19 protein-coding genes and 1 pseudogene are annotated in these 24501 nt (G+C 36.3%); 17 read left to right on the forward strand and 3 right to left on the reverse strand.

All coding sequences use genetic code 11. From position 1 onward, the window contains the following. The first annotated feature begins 8 nt into the window (after positions 1–8). Positions 9–953, forward strand: a complete 945-nt coding sequence (gene corA, locus FcAc13_RS04510; protein WP_187755013.1) for a magnesium/cobalt transporter CorA — start codon at positions 9–11, stop codon at positions 951–953. Between the two features lie 204 nt (positions 954–1157). Here the strand turns inward: corA and FcAc13_RS04515 are convergent, their stop codons facing one another. Together FcAc13_RS04515 and FcAc13_RS04520 are read right to left on the reverse strand one after the other, a co-directional pair. Beyond that, positions 1158–3461 carry a TonB-dependent receptor domain-containing protein gene (locus FcAc13_RS04515; RefSeq protein ID WP_187755014.1) on the reverse strand — a complete coding sequence of 768 codons (2304 nt, stop codon included), beginning with the start codon at positions 3459–3461 and terminating at the stop codon, positions 1158–1160. Positions 3462–3651: 190 nt separating this feature from the next. Beyond that, on the reverse strand, positions 3652–4500 hold the full coding sequence (locus tag FcAc13_RS04520; RefSeq protein WP_220679715.1) for a heme/hemin ABC transporter substrate-binding protein: 849 nt from the start codon (positions 4498–4500) through the stop codon (positions 3652–3654). A gap of 323 nt (positions 4501–4823) precedes the next feature. On the opposite strand from FcAc13_RS04520, the pseudogene hutW reads away from it, so the two are divergent. The 5 genes and pseudogenes from hutW to FcAc13_RS04545 all read left to right on the forward strand — a co-directional run. Next, a pseudogene (gene hutW / locus FcAc13_RS04525) lies at positions 4824–6128 on the forward strand (heme anaerobic degradation radical SAM methyltransferase ChuW/HutW); the annotation flags it as partial. 131 nt (positions 6129–6259) lie between these two features. Next, positions 6260–6769 (forward strand): heme utilization cystosolic carrier protein HutX, encoded by a 510-nt coding sequence (gene hutX / locus FcAc13_RS04530; protein ID WP_220679716.1) that lies wholly within the window; start codon positions 6260–6262, stop codon positions 6767–6769. Positions 6770–6776: 7 nt separating this feature from the next. Further along, positions 6777–7415, forward strand: coding sequence for an NAD(P)H-binding protein (locus tag FcAc13_RS04535; RefSeq protein ID WP_187755016.1), 639 nt, complete (start codon positions 6777–6779; stop codon positions 7413–7415). 46 nt (positions 7416–7461) lie between these two features. Further along, complete coding sequence (locus FcAc13_RS04540; RefSeq protein WP_187755017.1) at positions 7462–8448, forward strand: iron chelate uptake ABC transporter family permease subunit; 987 nt, start codon at positions 7462–7464, stop codon at positions 8446–8448. Positions 8449–8465: 17 nt separating this feature from the next. Beyond that, entirely contained in the window at positions 8466–9239 is a 774-nt protein-coding gene (locus tag FcAc13_RS04545) for a heme ABC transporter ATP-binding protein (protein ID WP_187755018.1), read from the forward strand. Between the two features lie 130 nt (positions 9240–9369). Here FcAc13_RS04545 and FcAc13_RS04550 read toward each other — a convergent pair whose 3' ends face one another. After that, positions 9370–9909, reverse strand: a complete 540-nt coding sequence (locus FcAc13_RS04550; RefSeq protein WP_187755019.1) for a methylated-DNA--[protein]-cysteine S-methyltransferase — start codon at positions 9907–9909, stop codon at positions 9370–9372. 381 nt (positions 9910–10290) lie between these two features. On the opposite strand from FcAc13_RS04550, the gene mdcA reads away from it, so the two are divergent. The 11 genes from mdcA (at position 10291) to FcAc13_RS04605 (ending at position 24406) form a co-directional block, all read left to right on the forward strand. Further along, a complete protein-coding gene (gene mdcA / locus FcAc13_RS04555; RefSeq protein ID WP_187755020.1) occupies positions 10291–11952 on the forward strand; it encodes a malonate decarboxylase subunit alpha in 1662 nt (553 codons plus the stop codon). Between the two features lie 131 nt (positions 11953–12083). After that, entirely contained in the window at positions 12084–12383 is a 300-nt protein-coding gene (mdcC, locus tag FcAc13_RS04560) for a malonate decarboxylase acyl carrier protein (protein WP_187755021.1), read from the forward strand. Next, positions 12376–13215 carry a biotin-independent malonate decarboxylase subunit beta gene (locus FcAc13_RS04565; protein ID WP_187755022.1) on the forward strand — a complete coding sequence of 280 codons (840 nt, stop codon included), beginning with the start codon at positions 12376–12378 and terminating at the stop codon, positions 13213–13215. The genes mdcC and FcAc13_RS04565 overlap by 8 nt, the downstream gene beginning before the upstream one ends. Continuing rightward, positions 13212–14018, forward strand: coding sequence for a biotin-independent malonate decarboxylase subunit gamma (mdcE, locus tag FcAc13_RS04570; RefSeq protein WP_187755023.1), 807 nt, complete (start codon positions 13212–13214; stop codon positions 14016–14018). The genes FcAc13_RS04565 and mdcE overlap by 4 nt, the downstream gene beginning before the upstream one ends. A gap of 77 nt (positions 14019–14095) precedes the next feature. Beyond that, positions 14096–15055, forward strand: coding sequence for an AEC family transporter (locus FcAc13_RS04575; RefSeq protein ID WP_187755024.1), 960 nt, complete (start codon positions 14096–14098; stop codon positions 15053–15055). 14 nt (positions 15056–15069) lie between these two features. Continuing rightward, positions 15070–15684, forward strand: a complete 615-nt coding sequence (locus FcAc13_RS04580) for a malonate decarboxylase holo-ACP synthase (RefSeq protein ID WP_187755025.1) — start codon at positions 15070–15072, stop codon at positions 15682–15684. Further along, a complete protein-coding gene (gene mdcH / locus FcAc13_RS04585) occupies positions 15681–16610 on the forward strand; it encodes a malonate decarboxylase subunit epsilon (RefSeq protein WP_187755026.1) in 930 nt (309 codons plus the stop codon). Before FcAc13_RS04580 ends, mdcH begins: the two co-directional genes overlap by 4 nt. 648 nt (positions 16611–17258) lie before the next feature. Then, positions 17259–19625, forward strand: coding sequence for an Ig-like domain-containing protein (locus FcAc13_RS04590; protein ID WP_425499463.1), 2367 nt, complete (start codon positions 17259–17261; stop codon positions 19623–19625). Between the two features lie 86 nt (positions 19626–19711). Next, positions 19712–21100, forward strand: a complete 1389-nt coding sequence (locus tag FcAc13_RS04595; protein WP_187755028.1) for a TolC family protein — start codon at positions 19712–19714, stop codon at positions 21098–21100. Next, the gene (locus FcAc13_RS04600) at positions 21090–23234 is read left to right on the forward strand and encodes a type I secretion system permease/ATPase (RefSeq protein ID WP_187755029.1); all 2145 of its coding nucleotides are present in this window, start codon (positions 21090–21092) and stop codon (positions 23232–23234) included. The genes FcAc13_RS04595 and FcAc13_RS04600 overlap by 11 nt, the downstream gene beginning before the upstream one ends. After that, the gene (locus tag FcAc13_RS04605) at positions 23231–24406 is read left to right on the forward strand and encodes a beta-barrel domain-containing protein (RefSeq protein ID WP_187755030.1); all 1176 of its coding nucleotides are present in this window, start codon (positions 23231–23233) and stop codon (positions 24404–24406) included. Before FcAc13_RS04600 ends, FcAc13_RS04605 begins: the two co-directional genes overlap by 4 nt. Positions 24407–24501: the final 95 nt, after the last annotated feature.

Genomic DNA, 24501 nt, shown 5'->3' on the forward strand with positions numbered 1-24501 from the left:
GGGCAATCATGCTTAATGCATACAAACTCAAAAATAAACATTTAGCCAAAATTCAGGATGAATTAGATATAAAAGGCTCAGCTTGGGTTGATTTGATTGAACCAGAAGAAAATGACCGAGCGATTGTATTATCGCAATTAGGTCAAAATTTAGCAACTAGTATTGAATTGGATGATATTGAGGCTTCGGCGCGCTTTTTTGAAGATAAAGAAGGGTTACATATCCACTCGTTCTTTTTTTACAATGACGCTGAAGACCGGGCTGGTAATGAGACGGTTGCCTTTACGATCAATAAAGGGCGTTTATTTACTTTACGAGAAAGGGATTTACCGGCTTTTCGTTTATATCGCATGCGTTCGCGTTATCAAGAAATGAATGATGGTAATGCTTATGAAATTTTGCTTGATTTATTTGAAGTTAAAGTTGAGCAGTTAGCCGATCAGATCGAAAATATTTATAGTGAACTTGAAGAACTGAGTTTAATTATTATGAACCGCAGTGCTCAAGAGCACTACGATGAAGCGATCACGAGCTTGGCTGAGTTGGAAGATACCGCTTGGAAAGTTCGACTTTGCCTAATGGATAGCCAACGAGCACTTAATTATCTGGTCAGACGAGCTAAAATGCAAATGGACCAATTAGAACAAGCGCGAGAGGTTGTTCGTGATATTGAATCACTGATTCCGCATAATGAATCTTTATTTCAAAAGGTCAATTTTTTAATGCAGGCTGCCACAAGTTTTATTAATATTGAGCAGAGTCGTATTATTAAAATCTTTTCAGTAGTTTCAGTCGTCTTTTTACCGCCAACGGTGGTGGCATCAGCCTATGGAATGAACTTTGATTTTATGCCTGAAACCCATTGGGAATGGGGCTATCCAATGGCGTTAATTTTAATGTTGGTGGCGGGTATTGCGCCGTATGTTTATTTTAAATTGAAGAAATGGTTATAAATCATGAAAACCGACTATTACTTTGCTGGGTACTTTAGTTAATTATCTTAATTTTAATGTTTATCCTTTGTCCTGATAGTTAAAAAAGTAACGGAGTATTCAAGTAGTTGTTAATATTGAAGTAAAAAGTGCTTCAATTTTATTCACGATACTTAAAATTAAGTTCAATTTAAGTGGCGTTAAATTGAACTTAATAATCAACCATTAAAAGTCAATATCTAGACCTAATTGAAAAGTTCTTCCCGGAGCAGTAAACATATTAATATATTTACGATCTGAATTTTGATATAGCTTATTATTACTTAAATAATCCCAATATTTGTGATCGGTAAGATTATAGATACCTCCACTAAGTTTGATATTTTGGGTAAAATTGACATAACCAGTTAAATCAATAATACCATAGCCGGGAACGCTGAAATATTTTTCATTTGAATTGGGAATAGGTTGACCATTATTATCATAACTTTCGCGAGAGGTTGCTTTAGCTCTTTTACCTTTTTGGATGGTTGACGTGAGAGAAACACCATAAATGTTATTTGGATCATCCCAATTTAAACCTATGACGCCTTTCATCGGTGCGACGGTGTCAATTTCAACATTTTTATCGCCTAAATAATTAGATTTTGATTTACCTTGGCTATAACCAATCGCCAAATGAGCAGATAAACCGTTGAATGATACAATCCAAGTACCTAAATTCACTTTACTACTTAGTTCAGCACCATAAATGTAGGCTTTATCACGGTTTTCCGCTTCAAAAATCGTACGGGCTCGGGTACCTGCAATGCTTTTTCTATAACGGGTATAGGCTATAAAATCCTTATATTTACTATAAAACACCGAACTTGCTATTTGAATACCATCGGTTGGTTGACCTTTCACACCAAGCTCAAAATTATGACTTGTTTCCGTTTTTAATTTAGAATTACCCAATAGCGCATAGATATTGCTATGTGCCATATACGAACCATATAGTTGATTCTGATTCGGCATTTGTGCACCGCGTTTATATTGCAAATAAGCCGTAAAATTAGGTTTTATGTCATACATAAATGCCAAAGATGGTAAAACTTGGAAATCACTATTACTACGATATTGTTGAGCAAGTTGTGATGCACTAATGCTACTGACTGCCATATTTTCTAGGTGACGCGGTTTGGTATTTTTGTATATTACTCTTACCCCTGGTATCGCATAGATTTTGTTTGATGTGTCGTTATTAAATGCTATTCGGTCTTCAGCAAATCCACCTAGCTCGTAACTACGACTGTCTGCCTGTGGTTTTGTATAGTCCCCATCTGGGAAAATAACAATATGGTTTGGCCTGGCAGACGTGTAAAACGGGGATTCATCCTGACTCCATTTTCCGTTAATTCCAACTGAAATTGTTTGGTTATATAAATGTTTTAACAAAGTTGAAGCAAAACTATAGCTTTTTGTATTATAGTGAGTTTGGATGTTGAATTTATCACTGCCAATAGTATTGATATCAGTATTATCATAAACTTTAGTTTGCTGATAATTGATTTGGGTCACTAAGCTATCAATCCAACTAAGGTTACTAGGTTGCCATTGATCTTTAAGCATAACACTTAACCGATTATTCTTGTTATCTTGATGGTCGTGAGAACTAATGGCTGAACCTCTGTTATTCCAGGTATCATAATGGGAATGTTTAGTTTTATTATTATAATCTACATGGGCACTAAGTAAATGCTCATCAGTTGCCTGCCAAGCTATGCCAACCAAAATAGAATTTGACCGCCAATTCTCTGGGTAAGCACTGATAGAATCACCATAATTACGTGTTTGTTGACCATCACGACGACTTAAAACTAGAATACCATTTAATTGATCATCTCCGAATGCCATTGTTAAACCTTGATTAAAACTTTTATCAGCACTATCGTAACCATTTTGATAACCAAAATAGCTTGGTTTGCCAGGATAAAGGTAATAGTTAGCAGACTTAGTTTTAAATGATACTGAGCCACCTAAAGCATTATTTGGATTAGCGACAGACGTTGAACCGGACTCAATATCAACTCTGTTATACATATATGGGTCAATATAATCACGTCCAATAGCATAAGTACCAAAACCAGCACGACCGACGGTATTGAAACGACGTTGTGCAATAGGTAACGCCATACCATCTACATCGATCGATACGCGGTTGGCATCTAATCCACGTATGTTATAACCAGAAAAACCACCTCTGTCCCAACTGCTCTTAGTACCACCTGCTCCAGCGATACTTCCTGGTGCTGAAATTAATGGTTGATAACGCATTATCGTACCAAAATTTGTACCGCCATTGCGACGAATATCTTGATCAGATATTTCTTGTGACGTACCTGGTTTTTTATCTGTTTCATCGGCGGTGACAGTCATAATATCATCAATAGTTTGCTCTTGATCTTTCTCTACGGAAAGAGCCGGTAATGAAATGGCTAAACTAATTGCCAAAGTAATCGTTTTTTTTAAATGAGTGAATTTACACATCGTTATCCTTAAAATTAATTAATCAATAAAATAATTCTCAAGTTTTACTTGCTAATACCGATTTACTATCACTATCGGCATTGTGTAACACATATGAAATGACCTTCAGATTTTGTTGTAACAATGAAAAATTAAAATTGCTCACCACAATATTTTTAATAAAATCAATGTCATATTAATGATAAACTGATCATTTTGGATAGAAACCCTGATAGAGCACGTCAACTGCTTGTGTTACTCTAGGACCTAATCCTAAAAGATATGCTTGATCAATGGTGATGATACGATGATTTTTCCATGCTGCTGTTTCGGTTAATCCTGGAATAGCAGATAATTTATCTAAGCCTCCCATTTGCTCAACCGATTGACTCGTGAAAACTATTGCTTCCGGATTACTAATTATGAGTGATTCAGCGGAAAAGGTTTTATAACTGGAATGAGTGGCAATATTATCCCCTCCTGCTATGGTCATGATTGCATCAGCAACGGTATTCTTTCCCGCAATCATATTATTTCCACCCATACTTAGCATAAAGAGCACTTTAGGTTTTTGTGGATGTTTAGCAATCTTTTGTTGAACTTGTGTGAGATGTTGCTGAATTTGTTGCACAAGTTGATTAGCTTCAGTGATTTTATTTAGTTTATGACCAATAGTAGTCATATTCAAATATAGCAATTCAGGAGTAGGAGGAACGCGTTGCAATGATAATATATCGACATTAGCTTGACTGACTTGTTCAATAATATTATTCGGTTCGGCATCTCGCCAAGTAATAAATAATGAGGGGCTGAGGGAGAGAATTCCTTCAATATTTAATAACTTCCAGTAACCAATTTGAGGCAGTTGTTTGACATCATCCGGATAACTACTAGTTTGATCAACACCGACCACATGGTCCCCATAACCGAGCGCATAAACAATTTCTGTTAGAGAGCCACCGGCAATTACGATCCTTTCATTGGCATAACTCACATTAAAGAAACTCATTAAACTACTTATTACTAACAACCATTTCATAAAAATGAAGTTTTTTTTCATGATAATTCCAATTTTTAATTTCTAATTATCGAAACAATATAATGAAAATGATAATTATTATCAATAAAAACTCTAATCAAATTGATGATTAATTTGTAACACCTTGTTTTAAATTAAAATATTATTAATGAGATGTTTTCCGATAAAAATAGTGATTTATTATGAGCAATGAATAAAATAAACACATTGTTTCCATTTAAGTTTATTTAATAATTTGATGGATTTTAGTTAAGTATGAGTGAAACTATAAAAAAACATTGCCAAATGATAATAATTATTATTTAATTTCCGGCAAATTATAAAAAATAAGTAAGATAGCTTATATGAAAACATTGGATGTCACACCATTTTATGCTGATACGTCAGGTTTACCTTTTAAAGATCGTTGGGCGGTGATGCCATTACAAGCGAATTTACCACTTGCTGCGGATGAAATTGAGTCACAATGGCAACAAATACAAAATACACCCTTAACAGGCCGAAAAAGACTAATTTATATTCATATTCCATTCTGTGCAATTCATTGCCTTTTTTGTGGTTTTTATCAAAATCCATTACGAAAATTTGATACAAATCGCTATGTAGATTACTTATTACAAGAAATTACACTTGAAATTCACAGCAAAGCGATACAATCGGCCCCTATCCATGCAGTCTATTTCGGTGGGGGAACACCCACTGCGCTAGCTGCTGGACAGTTAGCTAGGATTATTGATTATTTAAAACAACATGCCCCATTGGCGCCTGATTGTGAAATTACCGTAGAAGGACGAATTTCAGATTTTGATGATGAACGAATTGATAGTTATATTGCTGCTGGAGCTAATCGATTTTCGATTGGAATACAAACGTTTAATTCGGAAATCCGCAGAAGGTTAGGTCGCGAATATACTGAACAACAAATTATTCAAACATTTGAACAAATTGCTTCTCGAGATAGCGTGGCATTAGTTTGTGATTTAATGTTTGGTTTACCCAATCAGACTTATCAAACTTGGCAACATGATTTAGATATTGCCAATAGTTTACCTCTTGATGGTATCGATCTTTATGCATTAAATCTACTACCGACGACTCTTTTAGCAAAGGGAGTAGAAAACAAACGGATTGAACTACCTTCTGTGGCTGATAAAAGTGCTTTTTATCAACAAGGGGCAGAATACTTAGACCAGCAAGGTTGGATGCATTTAACTAATGCTCATTGGGCCAAGACCACTCGTGAACGCAATCTTTATAATTCCTTAATTAAGCAAGGTTCACATTTTTTTGCCTTTGGTTCGTGTGCTGGTGGTAGATTGGGTGGACAATCTTTTATGTTACATCGCAATCTTGAACAATATTATGCATTATTAGATCAGGGAAAAAAACCATTGATGATGCTCACAGGTAAAACGTTACTAGGCGATTGGCTTCATCAGTTACAAGCTGGTATCGAACGAGGCCGCATAGATCTAACACAATTAACCGATGCTTATCACTTATTTGATCCACTGATCAAACAGTGGCATCAAGCTGGTTTATTACAAGACACTGATCACTGCATGCGCTTAACATTGTCAGGGCGTTTTTGGTCAAGTAATATTTTACAAGCTTTACAGCAACTTTTATTGAAACTAAATAACCCAGAACATATTGCGTTGCAAGAACAAATGCAAAAAGCTAGAAAAGCAATGCAATCCAAACATGGCAATGGGATGCCACCTACCCATCTCAAAATGCATCCTAATAAAATTACATCATCTAATTAAAAGGTATAAATATGTCAGAACAATCAACCCAACAAATGAACTTGAAAGATTTTATGCAAAGCAATCCTGACGGAACGTTAGAAAAAATTGCCAATGATTATCAGGTAACATTAAGTGAAGTCATTCATGCTTTACCCAATGTTAAAATAGCTAATGGCAGTCAATTTGATACTATTTGGCAGGAAGTAGAAACATGGGGTGAAATTACTTTTTTAGTCCATACTGCTGATATTATTGCCGAATTTTCGGGGGAATTACCGTCCGGTTCTCATCGTTCTGGCTATTTCAATCTGAAACATAAACAAGGTCTAAGTGGTCATATTAAAGCCGAACACTGCCAGCAAATTGCTTTTATTGAACGTAATTTTATGAAAATGTCTACTGCATCAATTATCTTTCTTAATCAAGATGGTCAAGCAATGTTCAAAATTTTCGTTGGTCGTGATGCTAACCATCAGTTAAAAGTAGAGCAATTAGAAAAATTCAGATTATTAGCACAGCAATATAATGAGTGGATGTAAAGTCAGAATGAAAACACTATTAATTTTTGGTGTTAGCCCCAAACAGGGTACAGCCTATCAGGTTTTACAAGCTGCCAGAAAATGTCATCCGCAATGGCGTTGTGTCGTGTTAGTCAGACATGCCGAGTTAGCACAACAGTTAACCAAACAAGGGGTTGAATGTGTTATTGGTGATGCAACTGATCCAGTGAAAGTTAATCAATTATGTCAATTAGCCGGGCCTGATGCCATTATTGTTTCAACATTAAGTGGCATAACAGGAAATTACACGGCGCAACGTATTATTATTGATTGTGCTGAACAAATGGGACTTAAGCAGATGTTATTAGTGACGTCTTTAGGATGTGGTGATACATGGTCAACCTTATCAACACGCGCAAAACAGGCATTTGGTTTAGCGGTACGTGAAAAGTCCTTGGCAGAAATTTGGTTACAAACTAGCACTCTCAATCATTTGATTTTAAGACCTGGAGGGTTAATTGATGGTCCATCAACGGGTCACGGGCAATGTTATTACCAACAAGAAGTTCATGGTTTTATTCATCGTGATGAATTAGCGGAATTAATAATTGCCATGCTTAATAAACAACAATGGGACAATCGGGCATATAGTGTTATCGATCCGAGTCTTAAGGTTGCTAATTAAAATACATTAACAATAAGTAATATGACAATAATTATGAGGGTAATCTGTGCACACTGATAATCACCGACCATTATTATGGAAATTAGTTATTCTTTTACTTATCCTCATCATCATTGCGGCGAACTCTGGTGCATTAAAACTCTCTGTTTATCAATTAAGTCATATATCTTGTAACGATCCACTTTTAAGGGCTTGGTTTAATATTCGTTTACCGCGTATCTTATTAGCTGTGATTGTTGGTATGGCATTAGCCAGTTCAGGTGCCGTTATGCAAGGTTTATTCCGCAATCCATTAGCGGATTCTGGTTTGCTAGGTATTAGCAGTGGTGCGGCATTAATGGTTGCTTTAACAATACTTTTTCCTGCTGCGTTTCCTTCAATTGTTATGTTATATGGAAAAATGATCGCTGCTTTCATTGGTGGCATGATTATCTGTTTATTTATCTACTTATATAGCTTTAATGAACAAGGTAATATGGCAAAATTAATTTTACTTGGCGTTGCGATTAATGCCATTATTGGGGCCGTGATGGGGTGCCTGAGTTACATCAGTGATGATATACAACTCAAGCAAATTACATTATGGTCAATGGGACATTTAGGCAAAGGTTCATGGGAGCTGGTATTGGTTGCCGTATCGCTAATTTTTCTAGCATTAATTATGGTTTTGAAACTTTCTTATCAACTCAATATATTGCAACTTGGTGATGAAGATGCCCATTATCTGGGCATTAATGTGCAGCGAATTAAACGTTATTTACTTTTGCTCAGTGCATTGCTTATTGGTACAGCGGTCGCGGTGAGTGGTATTATTGCTTTTGTCGGATTAGTGATCCCACATATGATTCGCCTACGTATCGGCGCGGATCATCGATGGTTAATCCTTGGTTCAGCTTTAGGCGGTGGGTGCTTATTACTATTAGCCGATACTTTAGCGCGAACGGTGGTTGCTCCTGCCGAGATTCCTGTGGGTTTACTAACGAGTCTTATTGGCGGACCTTATTTTCTCTGGTTGATATTGAAACATAAATAACAAGGAAATCTGAACCTATGTTAACGGCTAAACATATAAGTTATCATTGTGGACAATTGAAGCTTATTGACAATATTTGTTTAAATATAAAAGCGGGTGAAATCGTCATCATCATTGGACCAAATGGGGCGGGTAAATCTACTTTATTACGATTATTAACCGGTTATTTAATCCCTTCATTTGGTGAATGTTGTATACTCAATAAACCCTTAAATCAATGGCAGGCTAAAGATTTAGCTAAAGTTCGTACCGTTATGCGCCAACATCGTCAATTATCTTTTCCGTTTAAAGTTAAAGAAGTTGTGGCAATGGGGCGGGCCCCATGTGGGAAAGCGCATTTTCATCAGGCAATTTCAGAAACGATGTGCCAGACTGACTGTTCAACGTTAGCAGAGCGTGATTACCGACATTTATCCGGAGGGGAACAACAACGTGTGCAACTCGCACGGGTACTTGCACAATTATGGCAACCGACACCTACGCCAAGATTACTTTTCCTTGATGAACCTACATCAGCATTAGATTTATATCATCAACAACATACCTTACGCTTATTAAAACAACTTGCTACTGAACAACAATTAGCAGTTTGTTGTGTTCTGCATGATCTTAATTTAGCAGCTTTATATGCTGATCGGATTTTATTGTTACATCATGGTAAAATCGTACAACAAGGCACACCCAAAGAAGTGATTACCACCGAAAGTATTCATCGTTGGTATGGTGTTGAATTAGGTACTTATCACCATCCAAAAAATTTGAAAATACCACAAATTTATTTACATGCTTAATGTGTTGAATTCTGAACTCTGTAAAATATTTAAGTGAGATTTTATTAATTTTTCTCACTTTTAAAGTATTTTTAATGACAGAATATTTAGTACTATTAACTTAAGTCAGCTATTCGATATTCAATTAGGATTATGGTGCAGTAGACTGTTTTGGTTTATGGAGTTGTTTTAAATTAACGCCTTCAAGTGTTAATAATTGTATTTTAGTATCAATTCCCCCAGCATAACCCGTCAAATTGCCATCACTTCCCACTACGCGGTGGCAGGGAATAATGATGGAAATTGGATTATGTCCGACAGCACCACCAATGGCTTGAGCAGACATCCTTATTTTATTCATTTTTTGTGCCACTTGTTTTGCTATTTCACCATAGGTGATTATGTGTCCATAAGGGATTTGGCACAAAATTTGCCAGACAATTTGGCGAAATTCGCTACCGCTAGGAGCCAAAGCTAGTTGATTAGTAGAAGGAGATTTTCCAGCGAAATAATTATCTAACCACTTTTGAGTATGATTAAAAATTGGTAAATTAGCATTTCTAATTAACACTTGTGTAACTGTTTCACCAAAATATTTTTGATTTTTAATCCACAGTCCGACAAGTTTCTCTTGATGAGCCGCTATTGTAATTAGTCCCACTGGAGAGGGATATTCAGTGGTATAGAACATATTTTTCCTACTTATAAACGATTTTCTAAATAATCATTATTGGCATTTTTAAAACATTCAGTTAACAATTAATTTTATAATACATTTTATGCAAATTGTAAGATAGCCAAAAATGAAAAAGATAAATAGACATAATTAGGCTATTCAAACGTGTTAGCTCTGAATATTTATAAAGTTAAATAAAATGATGCAATAGTTATACCAAAAAAATGATAGTTCACTATTCGCTTTGAATAATAAATGGTAATTTTGTTAATCGCAATAAAATTAGTCTTAATTTAATAAGGTTAATTGATTTATTCAGTAATTAAGATCTATTATTAAGTTAACATAATCAAATTGATTTAGAGTGGGAATGGTTAAACGAAGGAGTTTACAGATATGTTAGCAAATCTAAAATCCAATCGTGCTTGGGATTCTCGTCTTAACGAGAAAAAAAGACGCTGCAATGCGGTAAATAAACTAGCAAATGGTAAAGTTCTTGCCACTGACAGTTTTGTTGAGGCTTTGGAAAAATTAATTGTTGCTGGTGATCGAGTTGTTTTAGAAGGTAATAATCAAAAGCAAGCCGATTTTTTAGCCAGAAAATTAAGCCAAGTTGATCCAAATATTATCCATAATTTACATATGTTAATGCCAAGCATCGGCTTACCTGAACATTTGGATATTTTCGAAAAAGGCATTGCCAAGAAGTTGGACTTTTCGTTTTCTGGTACACAAAGTTTACGAATTTCACAGTTGCTTGCTGATCATATATTAGAGATTGGTGCTATTCACACCTACATTGAACTCTACGCACGATTATTTGTTGATCTTATCCCAAATGTAGCATTAGTTGCTGCTTATAAAGCTGATCGTAATGGTAACCTCTATACAGGTCCAAGCACTGAAGATACGCCTTCAATTGTAGAAGCAACTGCCTTTAAAAATGGAATTGTTATCGCGCAGGTTAATGAATTAGTTGATGATGAAGCAGATTTACCACGGGTTGATATTCCAGCCTCATGGGTTGATTTTGTTGTTGTTGCGGATAAACCTTTTTTCATTGAACCTCTATTTACTCGTGATCCCCGCTTGATTAAACCAATTCATGTTTTAATGGGCATGATGGCTATTAAAGGAATTTATGCCAAGCATCAAGTGAAATCACTTAATCATGGAATAGGTTTTAATACTGCAGCTATTGAATTATTGTTGCCTACTTATGGCGAACAGTTAGGATTAAAAGGTAAAATCTGTCAACACTGGGCGTTAAATCCTCATCCGACGTTGATACCGGCTATCGAATGTGGATGGGTAGAAACCGTTCACTGTTTTGGTGGTGAATTAGGCATGGAGAAATATATGGCTGCCCGTCCTGATATCTTTTTTACTGGACATGATGGTAGTATGCGTTCAAATCGTACGTTGTGTCAATTAGCTGGTCAGTATGGTGTTGATATGTTTGTCGGTTCAACATTACAAGTTGATGGATTAGGTAACTCTTCCACAGTGACTCATGGTCGTTTGTCAGGTTTTGGTGGCGCGCCTAATATGGGACACGATCCTCATGGTCGACGACATGCTACATCAGCGTGGTTAGATATGATGCAAAGTCAAAATCCAGTCGATCGTGGTCATAAATTGGTTGTACAAATGGTTGAAACCTTTCAAGCTGGCGCAAAACCCACGTTTGTTGAACAGTTAGATGCGGTGGAAGTTGGTAAAGAATCAGACATGCCAATTGCGCCAGTGATGATTTATGGTGATGATATTACGCATGTATTAACTGAAGAAGGGATTGCTTATTTATATCAAGCCAAATCGCTGGAGGAGCGTCGGGCGATGGTGGCAGCTGTTGCGGGGATCACCGATATCGGTTTAGGCGTTGATAGTAAAAGGGTAGCGCAGTTCCGTAAAGAAGGTAAAGTGGCATTCCCACAAGATTTAGGCATTCAACCCACTCAGGCACAACGCTCTTTATTGGCGGCCAATAGTATTGCCGATTTAGTTGAATGGTCAGATGGTTTATATGATCCACCAGCAAGATTTAAGAGTTGGTAAGTTGGTTACTCAATAAGAACGAACACGATAAAAAGTAATGGTTATTTATAATGTTACATATGCTATACATAATAAATAGAATATAACGCATCAATTGATTGTAAATCATTTTCATGATTGAAGAGGATGTTATGGAACGAATAGAATTGACTTATCCCGCAACAGAAAAATTGCAACATAAAGCATTGGCTGGGGTTGTAGGATCCGGTGATCTTGAAGCGATGTTTATTCCACATCAAGAAAAAATGCTAAAAATTATCATTAAAACTTCAGTAGATGGCAGTAAGCATCGTTGGCAGAATCTTTTTAATCGCTTTGCATCATTGCATGCTTTGCCAATGGGAACCTTAGAAATAAATGATTTTGCATCAACTCCAGGTGTTGCGAAATTGCGTATTGAGCAAGTTTTTGAGGAGGCTAATTATGCCTAATCGTGATATGAGTTTTATCGAATTAAGTGCGCGGGAGCGTGCTCGTCGAATATTAGATCAAGGGAGTTTCCGTGAATTATTAGATCCCTTTGAAAAAATCACTTCACCTTGGCTTGAACCACAGGGTATTGTACCTGAGTTTGATGACGGTATGGTGGTAGCCAAAGGAAAATTTAATGGCAAGCCTACTGTGATTATAGCTATAGAAGGTGTCTTTCAGGGCGGCAGTATGGGAGAAGTTTCCGGCGCTAAAATGGCTGCCGCGTTGGAGTTAGCGGCAGAAGACAATCGCTCAGGAATTGCAACACAAGCATTATTACTTTTCGAAACGGGTGGGGTAAGGTTACAAGAAGCTAACTTAGGCTTAGCTGCCATTGCTGATATTCATTCCGCAATTGTAGATTTACGTCGTTATGTGCCAGTCATAGGTATCACGGCGGGAACTGTTGGTTGTTTTGGTGGTATGTCGATTGCTGCAGGGCTTTGCAGTTATTTAGTTGTGACACGTGAAGCAAGATTAGGACTGAATGGTCCGCAAGTCATTGAACAAGAAGCGGGCATTGAAGAGTATAATTCGCGCGATCGCCCATTTATATGGAGTATGACCGGGGGGGAAGTGCGTTACAAAAATGGTTTTGCAGATATCATAGTTAAAGATTCTGTGAATGATGTTAAAACAGCAATTATCCAATGTATGAATAAAGGTCTACCAGACACATTGCGTTCGGATGATTATGACTATTATTTGCAGAAATTAAATGCGATTGATACCAGCAAACAAGCTGATGCCACTTTGGTTAAAAATATATTTGGACGAGGAGACAGAAAATGAGTAATACGGTATTAAGTCGCGGTGACTACTGGTTTTCTTTGCTCACAAAGGGCGCAAAAATAAGACGAGGTCAATGTGCTTCAATTAAAGTAGCCGATGGTGATATTTTAGGACAAGTAGCTCGTTTTATTGCTGTTGTACCCGATGCGAAAAATAAATATCCACGAGCCGCACATGGGGAAGTTGGTTTATTAGAGGGTTGGACATTAGCACAAGTCGTTCACGAAGTGATTGAATCAGATAAGCTAAATTCAAATAAAACGGCGATTATTGCCATTATAGATGTCCCAAGTCAGGCTTATGGACGTAGAGAAGAAGCATTTGGTATTCATCAAGCGTTAGCTGGAGCTGCTGGAGCATATGCAAAAGCACGTCTTGCCGGACACCCGATTGTTGGACTTATTGTCGGCAAAGCGATGTCAGGTGCATTTTTGGCGCATGGTTATCAGGCTAATCGCTTGATTGCTTTTGATAATGATGAAGTGATGATTCATGCAATGGGTAAAGAATCAGCAGCGAGAATCACATTACGCTCTGTTACAGCATTGGAAAAATTAGCAGCTTCTATTCCGCCAATGGCGTATGATATTGATAATTATAATAAACTTGGTTTATTATATAAATTATTAACGATTACTAATCCCGATAACGCATCCGACAATGAAATAACACTAGTAAAACAAACTATTAACGATGCAATAACTGATATAATTAAGCATGGTGTAGATCTCAAGTGTCGTTTAGGTGGAAAAGATCGCCATACATCCGTAGTCGTTCGTGAAAAAATGCGTGCACATTGGTAAGCTCGATTTATTGATAATCAATTCAGTTGAAAATCGATAGACCTATTGTTTAAATACAATCTTAATTAGGTGGATGTATGACATATATCATTATCAAAGCGTTATCACCGATTTTTATTATTATGTTACTCGGTTTTTGGGCCGGTAAACGTAAAATGGTTGATAATCAAAACGTTTCTTTGTTGAATGTTTTTGTTATGGATTTTGCACTACCAGCAACGCTGTTTACCGCAACAGTACAGACCCCTTGGCAAGGGATCCTTCAACAATGGTATTTAGTCATCATCATTGTATTAGCAATGTGGATTACGTTTTTCGTCTTTTATTTCATCACTACCAAATATTTTAAAAAAAACGCATCAGATGCGGCGGTATTAACGTTGACCGTTGCTTTACCAAACTACGCTGCATTAGGTCTGCCTATTTTGAATAGTATTGTAGGAGAAACTTCAGCAACATTATTATCTGTAGCTATTTGTATTGCTTGTGGTTCGGTGTTCCTCACGCCATTGTGTCTATTAATTTTAGAACGGGAAAAGGCATTAGCTGACGGGTCTTCACATCATTCAACTTTAACAATGTTACCAAGTTTAATTTGGCGTTCAATGACGAAACCAATTGTACTTTGTCCATTGTTAGGGGTTATTTGCTCGGCATTTAATCTTATTATGCCAGAAATGGTTATTATGGCGATTAAACCTCTTGGATTAGCATCAACCGCCGCAGCTTTATTCTTAACTGGATTGATTTTATCAGCACGTAAGTTAAAAATAAATATGGTCGTTATCGTATCATGTAGTATCAAATTACTGGTTCAACCATTCATTGCTTGGGGGTTAGTTTTATTGTTTGGTGTTGAAGGGAGTTTAGCAATCACTGCTATTTTGGTGATTGCATTTGCCGCTGGTTTCTTTGGCGTGGTATTTGGAAATCGATTTGGTGTTGAGTCTCCCGATGCTGAAGCTACCTTGCTGTTAACATCTCTGCTTAATATTATTACATTACCGCTGTTTATTACATTAACCGTGGGATTATAAAAGGAAATAGCGCTATGGAAGTTCGTCCCCATGATTTAGTTTGGGTTAATGATCCGCAAGCGATAGTGATTGAGAGTGAACTGCCAGAATGGCTCAATCAGATAGATTACCATCAATTACCAATGGTGGTAAGGCGTGAGCAACTTCCCAGACAATTTGTTCCCGTTGGAATTAGGGGGCGGCAGCGAGCAGAGCGTTTAGCTGTTAAAATTAAGTTGCGTAATATTATTCAAGTAGTAACCCCTGAATCATTGATCAATCATGTCGCTATCGGGCAATTACCCTCTCATTTTCGAGATAGTTTGCAGGCTTTGAGAGACTATTTGTCTGGGTGGCAATGGGGTATTACTGGAAGTTGCGGTTATCAAATCGCCAGTGGTATTGTGTCATTATCGACTAAGAGTGATTTAGATTTATTAATACGCTGCCCAATATATACTGACTACAAACAATTAGTTGCAATAAATCAATTTGCGCAACATCAACCGTGTCGGATCGATATACAGATACAAACGCCATATGGTGGATTTGTTTTGAATGAATGGATTAGGGAACAACGTGTTTTGTTGCGTACAGCAACAGGTCCAATTTTAACTCATAATCCCTGGTGTATAGGTAAAGAATATTGAAAGTTTTATTTAGTTTTCCTGGTCAAGGGGCACAATTTGTCAATATGCTCCACCAATTGCCCACATGTGAAATAACGAGTTCTATATTAGATTGCGCTTGCGATACTTTGGATGAGGATGTTTTACTGCTAGATAGTGTCGAAGCGTTACAAACAACACGAGCTGTCCAACTTTGCATCCTGATTACAGGGGTCGTTTATGCGAATATTTTACAGCATAAGGGTGTTCATGCTGATTATAGCTGTGGTTTATCAATCGGTGCATTTTCGGCTGCAGTATTTGCCGGTGCATTAGACTTTAAAGATGCACTTAGATTGGTTTCATTGCGCGGTGAATTGATGCAGCGGGCTTATCCACATGGTTATGGTTTAACATCCATACAGGGTCTTTTACAGGCTCAAGTTAAATCGATTGTTAAACAAGTCAATAGTCAGCAATTTCCTGTTTTCATTGCTAATTATAACGATGAAGACCAATTTGTTATAGCCGGTAGCGAGCAAGCTATGCTAAAAGTTGCAACCATAGCAAAGCAATCAGGTGCACGCAAAGTGACAAAATTAGCGGTTAGTGTGCCATCTCATTGTGAATTAATGGCGAATGCTGCGCAACAATTAGCAAAAGCAATGCAGTCAATTAAATTTAAATTACCACAAATCAGTTATATTAGTAGCAATACTGCACGGTTGCTTACTCAACCCGATAAAATTGCTGAGGATTTAGCATACAATATGGCGCATAGTGTTTACTGGCATGAAACAATGGTTTCAGCTTATGAAAGAGGGGTAAAATTAGCCATTGAAATACCTCCAGGTGCTGTACTAACAGGTTTAACCAAAAAAGTGATGGAGCAAAGTGAAGTGGTTGGATTAAGTCAACTAGGAATTGAGCAAACTATACAATTATTTAATATACTCACTAAAAATTAAGATTGGTGAATTTTTATATTCAAAATATTCAATTAGATTAACTTAGTTGCATCGCTTACTTTGCTTTAATTAAATTATAATTTATCTCTAAACAGTTAAAGGTAAGATATTAGGTGTTTGAGAATACATTTTAATTATTTCCCGCTTATTAAATAAGCGATCAATCTTATCGATAAAATAAAATATTTAATATGTTAAATATTATTTTCGTCTAATTTAGTAAATGGTTTTTCTCAAATATATGATAAAAATAAGCATTTATTTTTTTGATAACTTATAAAGATTTTCACCAAAATATATTATATCAATTGATTTGAATCAAAATATTATATTTTTACCTTTTAAAGTACATAATTTCTTAATTATTCCAAATAAATCTAATTATTTTCTTATAATTGCTATTAATAATTTGTTTTTTAGTATTTTATGCTTTTTTAAAATTATTTAATGTATAAATAGTGATTTTTTTTCAATAGGTTACAGGGAAAAAACTTTTTAATTTCTTGGTAGGATTAACATTTGCTTATTATTTAAATGCATTTATAATTTCATTCAAAAATAAAAATAAATTATTCGAATAAGTATTAAAGGTTCGAATCAAATTTTTAAAATTATTATTAACAGTTGGATTGAAGGAAGTATATTATGATGAAGAGCATTATCTTGGATCGCAAAACCGGTCATGCGCAAGACATAGCCGATAATCTTTACAGCATCGGTAATTCAAAAATTGTGATATTAAATACCGCCCGAAATGATATTTTATCTACCTCTCAAAAAGGCGATCAATTAATTGTTAAATTAAAGTCAGGTCAATCAGTCGTCATAAATGATTTTTTTCATTCAAATAATAACGATAATCGGCTGGTAATTGATGATCAATCTACTGATACGACAGGGTATTGGTGGTTAGAACACCCGGCTCATGATCTAAATTGGGTACAGCTTGATGATCTTGAACCTTTAATGCTGACTTCCGACTCGGAAGGTCATTCCCCCTTGGTTTATTTGGCTGGAGCCGGACTTTTAGCAGCTGGTGGGGTGGCGCTTGGTAGTGGCGGTGGGGGTGGAGGAGGTCATCACCGCAACGATTCAACGCTTACGCCACCGTTGATCTCAACTAACAATTCTTCTGGAATTACGGGAACAGGTATACCAGGTATGGAAATTGTCCTCACTAAACCGGATAATACAACTGAAAGCACTACTGTTGGCACTGATGGAAAATGGGCATTTAATCAACAGGGTAACCCGTTAAACCATGGTGAAACAGGTAAATTTGTAACAAGGGATCCTAATAATATCAATAAAGTAAGTCAGGAAGTTACATCAACTGCAGATACACAAGCGCCGAATGCCCCGATAGTGGAAAGTAATAATGCAGCAGGATTATCAGGAACCGCGGAGCCGAATTCGGAGATCATCTTAACCAAACCAGATAATACAACGGTCTCCGTAAAAACAGATCAGAATGGTTCANNNGGAACCGCGGAGCCGAATTCGGAGATCATCTTAACCAAACCAGATAATACAACGGTCTCCGTAAAAACAGATCAGAATGGTCATTGGAAGTTTGATCCCAACCCATTAGACCATAATACCCAAGGGATTGTGACGGCGACGGATGCGGCGGGTAATACCAGTAACAATGCTGGTACGGGGATTGCCGATAAGATACCACCAACATTACCGACTATACATACGGCTAACATTGCTGGCGTAACAGGAATAGGAGAGCCTGGAACTACGGTCAAGTTAAAAGGGAGCAGCTCTAATATTGAACAAGAAGTTAGAGTTGATGATGATGGCAAGTGGGCACTTAGTTCAAATCCATTCGATGATGGTGAGTATATTTCTGCAAGTGCCGTTGATCAGGCAGGTAACGTAACAATTCCATCTCCAAATGATAGTAATGGAATATTTAATGATGTGACCGCTCCAAATGATCCAAGAATAGAGACTAATACTGACCAAACATTAATAATTGCTTCAACACCCGGTGCAACAATAGTATTAAAAGATTCGAATGGTAACATTATTGCGCAAGAGCAAACGGATAATCGTGGTAAGGCGACATTCGAGCCTAATCCATTCAATCATTCGGGTTCATCGACTGGAACAATAGTTGCGGTAGATGCTGCAGGCAATGAATCCGAAACAATAAGCTATCCTACTAATAATAGTAATCAACAATATTCATCGGCAATCTCTCAAACTATTGAAGGTGATACCGCTGATAATATAATCAATGAAAATGAACACATTAAGGATAAAAGTGATTCAAATGCTGATATGCTTGAAGCAAATAATACCGCGTTAGCGAATCATCATGAGGTTAAAGGTCAAAGTATGTCGATTGATGATTCAAATCCTAAAACTGAAGAATCTGTTGAAGATCCACAGCCCATCGATACGAACGCAAACAATATTGCTGTTGACAACGAACAAGCAATGGCTGACGTGGAAAATAATAAAATAACAACGACAGAGCAAGCACTTGAACAAACTGATGCTGACATGATGACGAATAACACAACTGAACCAAGTGATAAACCCGCAACTAACGCCGTAGTGAATCAACCTGTTATTGACAATATTCATGAAGGCACCGCTGCTGATGATATCTTTAATTTAATCGATGGTACTCAACAAACATTAATTTATAAATTGTTAGATGCAGTAGATGCAACGGGAGGAAATGGTCATGATGTGGTTAATAACTTTACGATAGGTGATGCAACTATTAATAAAGATGCTGATATTATCAATTTAAAAGAATTATTAAATTTCAAAGGTACGGTATCTTTTTATAATGATGATGGAGAACTAAAACTTGATGATAGTTCAAAAGAAATCTTGGACTATATTAGAGTTGATCATGAAGGTAATGATACGATTATTAGTATTGATCGTGATGGATTAGCTGATGGTTATGAATTTACCAAAATATTAACGTTGAAAGATACAGATACTGATTTGCTAACATTGTTGTCGAATCATCAAATTATCTTTTAGTATACTTAACCTATTGTAGATAAACCTTCTTGCCATTGTGAAAGCAAGAGGGTTTTTTTCATTATAATAATAAGAAGGATAAGATTTTGCTTTCTATAAAAAAAATAATGATATTGTTATCGATAGTATTGGTAACACCTTGTATAGCGCAAAAACCACAACTAATGAAAATATCTGGTGAAGAGCCATTTATTTTAGCTAATGAATGCCAAGCAGGTAAATCATCCACTTTAAAAGAACTCACTTTAGTTGATGTTGTTTGCATTGCCGTTCAGCGTTATCCAACAATTGCTTCTGCAATATCAGGTTATCAAGGGCAAATGGATATGATTGATGCTGCACAATCAGGTTATTATCCACAAATTAATTTTGAGATACAGACCAGCAAGTCCAGTGGCATTCGCGATGGCTATGCTAATACACCAAAATTAACTGTGCGCCAAAAACTATATGATTTTGGCAAACAGCATAGTTTTGTTGAGCAATCTAAGGCTGAAGTCGAACGGCAAAGAGGTTATTTACAGCAAGAAATTGATAATGTCATAATTAATTCCAGTAGTATAGCTCTAGAAATACAACGTTTAGAATATATTGAAATAAAAAGTAAATATTTGATACAAGAGATTAAAAAAATATTAGAAATAGCTGCATCACGTGCCAATTCTGGGATCAGTACACATTCGGATTATATTCAGGCAAAATCTCGTTTAGAAGCAGCTGAAGCAAATTTATTTGATATACAAACACAATTGCAAACTGCAAGACGAAAATTGGTGACATATTTAGGTCATAATTATCAAAATAGCAAGATAGTGACAATTGGGGATAAATTTTTCAACCGTACTATTTTAAAATATAAAATTAATGAACAAGAGATCCCTAACTTAATCATAAACCAGGCTTCCTATGCTCTGGCGCAGGCTCAATTGGATGGCGCAAATGCGGGATTACTGCCAACTATTTCAATGGTAGGGTCAATAGAAAAAACATTGCATGGCTATAATCCCAATAATGGTAAATATCACGGCAATTATAATTATGTCGGTTTATCGGTGGAACAAAGTATTTCAAGTGGCGGTGAAAATGTAGCCAAGATTAAATCAGCACAACGAATGCTAAATTCGGCTAGTTACAATATCAAAACTGCAAGATTAGAGTTAAATGATCAAATTGATTCATTGAAATTGAATATTTACGGTATCGAATCGCGTTTAAAAGTTTTAAACGATAGATTAAAAAGTATCAATGAAACACGGATTTTATATCGTGAACAGTATACCTTAGGAAGTCGGCCAATTTTAGATTTACTCAACTCAGAAGAAGAAACATTTCGGGCTGAAGAAAATTTAGTCAATGCTAATCATGACAAATGGTTATACTATCTTCAATATCTTGTTTATACAGGAAATGCACGACAAGTTTTCAAATTAAATTCAATCATTGATAAGATATTAGGGCAGAAGAATGCAGAATAATCCTTATAAGCAATGGTTGGCATGTTTTTTGATTGTAGCCAATCATTATGGTTTAGATGTATCAAAAGAGAGTGCAAAGACATTTGTTGATTGGGGTAATACACTCAATAAAAAACAATTTTTAGTACAGTTAGCAAAACAGTTGGGACTTTCTATTCGATTTCAATCAGTGACCAAAGCCATATTTGATCCCTGGCGGTTACCGTTAGTGATTGACATGGGAAACGACAATATTGGCGTGATCATTAAATCAGATAGCAACAATAAAGTATCGTTGATGATGGCGAACGATGATGGTTTATCGATAGATATCACTTTTAAAGAATTATTGGCTAAAGCCAAACAAGTCATCGTGTTGCGTCCAGAATCTTCAATTCCAGATGCCAGAGTTGACGAATATATCAAACGCCCAGAAAGAAATTGGTTCTGGCAAATCGTTTTAAAAGATTGGAAAAGTTATTTCCATATTATAATCGCTTCCCTATTCGCAAATTTATTAGCATTAGCATCCATTATTTTTTCAATGCAGGTTTATGATCGGGTGATTCCAGCCCAGTCACAATCGACATTATGGGTATTATTTAGTGGTGTGATGATGGCAATTATTTTTGAGTTTTTACTGCGTTTTTCAAGAACGCATGTTTCGGATGCAATTGGAAAAAAAATTGATTTGCAAATTTCTGATAAAGTATTTGGTCGAGCATTGCGGTTACGCAATGATCAGCGTTCTTCTTCGACAGGATCATTTGTTTCTCAATTACGCGAAATCGATCATCTTAGAGAAATAGTTACCTCTACGACAATTAGTGCTATTGCCGATGTGCCGTTTGTCATCGTATTTTTGGTGATTTTGTTTTTTATTGGTGGGCCGCTAACAGTAATAGCTTTGTTCATGATCCCTTTATTAATCTTACCGGGTCTTCTTGCTCAACGAACTTTGGGCAATTTAGCTAGAGAGGGAGTAAGGGAATCGGCTATTCGTAATGCAATCATTATCGAATCGGTTGAGGCGATTGAAGACATTAAATTAATGCGGGCGGAATATCGTTATCAAAACCAATGGAACCATGTCAATACCGTAGCTGCTAGCGTGAGTTTAAAACAACGACGAATTATAAGTTTTCTGGTTTCATGGTCGCATGAACTACAATCTTTAACTTATGCCGCTGTGTTATTAATTGGTGCATATTTAGTCATTCAAGGAGATATTACTACTGGTACATTAGTTGGCAGTTCGATTTTATCATCGCGTTTAATAGGGCCGTTAGGACAATGGACAGGCGTGTTATCGCGATTACAACACGCTAAAGCAGCTTATCATAGTATCAACGAATTGATGTCAAAATCTGTGGATTATCCCGAAAACAGTAATATGTTACATAAACCGAGTATAAAAGGTGATTACGAACTCAATTCGTTAGAGTTAACCTATAATATTAAAGATAAATCCCCTGCTTTAGATATAAAATCACTAAAGATTAATGCTGGTGAACGGATCGCCATTTTAGGTCGTATGGGATCTGGCAAGTCAACACTATTAAATTTATTATGTGGTATGAGTATTGCCAGTAAGGGGGCAGTATATGTTGATCATTCCAATATTCGTAATATTGATCCATCAGATGTGCGTCGTGATATCGCCTTACTGGGACAAAACTCAAGACTATTATTTGGTTCGATTCGCGATAATTTATTAATGGGAAATCCGCAAGCGACGGATCAAGAAATGATAGACGCCATTATGATTTCTGGTGCCTTTCCGGTTATTCAAAAGCATGGAATTGATTATTTAATTAAAGAAGGTGGTCATGGTTTATCCGGTGGACAAAAGCAAACATTATTGTTAGCCAGAATTCTATTAAAAAATCCTAACGTTTTGTTACTTGATGAACCAACTGCGGCAGTAGATGAACTTACTGAAGCGCATATTATTAATTCGTTAGAACAATGGTTAGCAAATCGCACCTTGATTTTATCAACCCATAAACCTGCCTTATTAAAATTGGTTAATCGTATTATTGTATTGGAGCAAGGGAAGATAGTGATCGACGGTTCAAAGGAAGCGGTTTTATCGTATCTAACTAAACAAGGACAAAAAAAGGCCGTAGATGCAGTTGAAGGAAATGAGTTATGAGCAGGAAATCTTTAAATAGTTGGGATATTGTAGAGGGTGGTGCAACAAAAACTAAAGTAATCATCTGGCTTATAACGTTTTTTTTAGTCTGTTTTTTTATTTGGGCCTCAAGTTTTAAATTAGTGGAAGTATCTTCAGGAATCGGTAAAGTGATTGCATCATCGAAAGAACAGGTAATTCAATCCTTAGAAGGGGGAGTTCTCAAACAATTAAACGTTAAAGAAGGGGATTTAGTCGAGCTTAATCAAGTTTTAGCTATTATCGATCCGACCCGAATGGAATCGAGTGTGGGAGAATCACAAGCAAAATTGAAAGCAGCTAAAGCAACGGTTGCTCGATTGCAAGCTGAAGTTAACGAAATGCCATTAGTATTCCCCGAAGATGTTATTAATGATAGCAATTTAGTCAAATATGAAAGTGATCTGTATGACTCCAGACGTAAAGCATTAACTGAATCGATCGAAGGATTACAACAATCACAACAATTAATCTTAGAAGAATTGGAATTAACTGAACCACTGGTGTTGAAAGGGGCGGCAAGCAATGTTGAGATTCTTAGATTGAAACGACAGTTAACTGAACTAAAATCCAAAGAAACTGATATTAAAGGTCAATATATAGTTAAAGCCCGTGAAGAATTAGCTAGAGCAACTGCTGAAGTTGAATCTCAAATGGAAATTTTACGCGGTCGCCAGGATGCTTTAATGAGAACTACAATAGAATCACCCGTTAGAGGTATTGTTAAAAATATCACTATATCGACTTTAGGTGGAGTTATTCCACCTGGTGGACGTTTAATGGAGATAATTCCAGTTGATGAGCGTTTACAGATTGAAGCTCGTATTTCACCAAGAGATATAGCTTATATCCGTGATGGTTTACCTGCTATTGTGCGTATAACTGCTTATGATTATTCAATTTATGGCGCCTTAAATGGCGTAGTTGAAACCATATCACCCGATACGATACAAGATGAGGTAAATCGGGATAATTACTATTATCGGGTTTACATTAAAACTGATAGCGACCAACTCGTCGACAAAAATGGTCGCAGTCATATTATTAAGCCTGGTATGATTGCAACCGTTGATATTCGTACGGGTGAAAAAACGGTTTTAGATTATTTAATCAAACCATTTAATAAAATGGGTGAGGCACTTAGGGAACGTTAATTTAAAATTAAAGGTATGTTAAATTTAGCACAATATTAGTCAAACCAGCCTAATACCCTCTTATATCATTCCTATATTACACAATTATAAAAACG

This window comes from Frischella japonica, from assembly GCF_014489845.1.
GTDB classification, from domain to species: Bacteria; Pseudomonadota; Gammaproteobacteria; order Enterobacterales; family Orbaceae; genus Frischella; species Frischella japonica.